This is a genomic window from Fulvivirga aurantia (assembly GCF_009711475.1).
Classification (GTDB): Bacteria; Bacteroidota; Bacteroidia; order Cytophagales; family Cyclobacteriaceae; genus Fulvivirga; species Fulvivirga aurantia.
The window spans coordinates 1-2,768 of the sequence record NZ_SMMD01000440.1 but is presented as its reverse complement, the minus strand read 5'-3'; the positions used below and the strand labels follow the sequence as shown (position 1 = coordinate 2,768).

1 protein-coding gene is annotated in these 2,768 nt (G+C 40.9%); it reads right to left on the bottom strand.

Annotation, left to right across the window (positions count from 1 at the left end; genetic code table 11):
* The coding region (locus E1176_RS02795) for a PAS domain S-box protein (RefSeq protein WP_155209058.1) at positions 1–2,752 on the bottom strand (2,752 nt) is incomplete at its 3' end.
* Positions 2,753–2,768: the final 16 nt, after the last annotated feature.

Here is a 2,768-nt window from a genome sequence, read left to right as displayed (position 1 = left end):
TGAGATGCAAGGTGACGATCGTAGTGTTCATTTTATGTACCAACGCCTTCGCGCCTTTTACATCTCTTGCCTTCAATGTTAAGGGTAATTGATCCCTAAGCTCTTTAATGTTTTCGATGTATAATTTAGTCAACTCTTCCTGAAACTCGACATCGTCACCGGTAATATCGGCAATGGCTTCTTTCATAGAAGGACCTGATGTTTTGTTGGCAGCCTCTCCATTGCTCGATTGGCTGGTTTGCTGGATGGTGACATTTAAGTGTTTCGTTATTTTACCGTATAACTCGTGTGGTGTAAAAGGCTTGGTGATAAAGTCATTCATGCCGACCTTAGCTGCCTTCTTTCTGATTTTAGCCAGAACAGATGCAGTAAGTGCCAGAACAGGTGTTTTGGCTTTTGCATCAGGCAGGGCCCTAATAGCCTCAGTGGCTTCATACCCGTCCATCACAGGCATTTGAAGGTCCATCAGTACCAAATCAAAATTACCGGACTTGACCATCTCCAAGGCATCAGCTCCGTTTTCGGCATGTTCGAAGTCAATGCCCCATTGCTGAAGAAATTTTTTGATAACAAAGAAGTTGATCTTATTGTCTTCTACCACCAGTAAGTTGAAATTATGAGCTGATAGGTCATTAAAAGTCATGGTATGACCACGAGTGATCAAGCTCATATTTTCATTGCCAACAGGAAGTTGCAACTTAAATTCGAATGTAGAGCCTTCATCAACACTGCTGTGCACCTCAATGTCACTTTCCATAAGTTGCAGCAATTTCTTTATGATGGATAAGCCCAAACCACTGCCGCCAAACTTTCTGGTGGTGCTGGCCTCTTCCTGGGTGAACCTTTCGAAAATTTTATCTATGTTCTCCTCTTTGATACCGATACCCGTATCATGAACAGCGATTTTAAACTCTATTTTTTGATCCACAAGCTTTATGAAAGAAGCCGATAGTTTAATAGTGCCTTTTTCTGTAAACTTGATGGCATTGGTTATTAAATTATTAACAACCTGACCGATACGTACCGAGTCTCCTATAAAAACTTCGGGTAGCTTATCATCATATTCAAAATCAAATGTCAGGCCTTTCTCTTCAGACTTGATGATGTTGGTTTGCCTGATGCTATCTAATAAGGTGTATAGGTTGAAGTCGGTTTTCTCAAGCTCAATTTTCCCGGATTCTATTTTATTAAAATCAAGTATGTCATTAATGATCACCAAGAGGTTTTCTCCACTAAACTTCAATAGGCCAAGGTGCCTTGCCTGGTCGTCACGTGGATTTTCTTGTAGCAAAACATGAGTGAGGCCAATAATACCGTTTAGAGGGGTGCGTATCTCATGAGACATGATTGATAGAAAGTCGGCTTTGGCTTCGGAGGCAATCTCGGCCTGTCTCTTTGCTTTTTTAAGCTTTTGCTCGTTTTGGTGCCTTTCTAATACTGAGCCTACCCAGTTGGCTAGAAGTATAATCAAGTCTTCATCATATACATCAAAAGGATTTTTTCTTTTATCTGGGGAAGAGAAATTGATCGTGCCATACTTTTTGTTACCTACCACTATAAAAGCACCTATATAAGACTCAAGGCCAAAATCGTGATAGCAGGGGTGGCCGCTGTAGTCAGATTCACCCATATGGGAGATAGCAGTAACACGGTCATTTCTTAAGGTAAGATCGCAGTATGTGCGGCTTAGGTCAAACTCCTGTTCCTTTTCGAGTTCGAAGGCAGGATTTGAAGTATAAAAATGCTTGATGATATAGGTTTCACCTTCGATTTTACTGATTATGCCCAATGGCAGATGCAAAAACTCAGAAACCACTTTAAGCGCTCTCAACATAAGCTCATCAACTCCCGTTTTAACATCTGAGGCCAGGTTATTTATTAGTTTAAGACCGTTTTCGAATCGTCTGAGTTTATGTTGTTCTTCTCTTTTTGCGGTGATGTTCCTGCCGAAGGCTGAAACTCCTACCACTTCATTATTCTCATCTAATATAGGGTTGAAGTAGTTTTCAAAATAGAGTCTCATATTGAGTATGTTGAACTCCATGATTTCAACAAATCGCTCGCCCTCTTGTGCCCTGAGAAATAGTTTTTTCCAATAGGCTCGGGTTTTAGGTTTAAGCAAATCAAACCGAAGTTTTTCTCCTACTTTAGGTTCCTGCCCCATACCTACAGTGAGAAAGTGCTTTAGTGCCGAGTTGAATATGATAAACCTGAATTCGTTATCGAGTGCCCAAATGGTATCTGTCGTGTTCTCTATAAGAGCTCTGAGGCTCGCTTCACTTTTCCTTACACTTTCCTCAATTTTTTTCTTATCCGTAATATTTCTTGTTGAAGACTGGAACGAAGTAATGTTCCCGTCCTGATCAAAAATAGGCTTGGTATTGGCTTCTACCCAGATGACAGACCCATCTTTACGGATTACCCTAAACTCTAAACGCTCCTTTTTATCTCCCTTTGCGATTAATTCATGCTGAAGAGCCTTGAGCGGTTCTTTATCTTCAGGATGTATGATGTCAAAGGGGTCTGTGCCGATCAGTTCATCAGGTTTATAGCCAAGTAATTCTTCTGATGATGGCGATACAAACTGATAAATTCCGTCAAGGCTATTGATGGCAATAAGATCCTGTGAGTGTTCTGAGATCAGCCTGTACACCTCCTGCTGGTCTTGAAGATCTGATTGAAGGCCTCTTAATTTGGTTATGTTTTGAGCTACAGCGAGAGTACGTACCATCTTTCCATCCTCAAAAAACATTTTAGTCGTTTGGTTG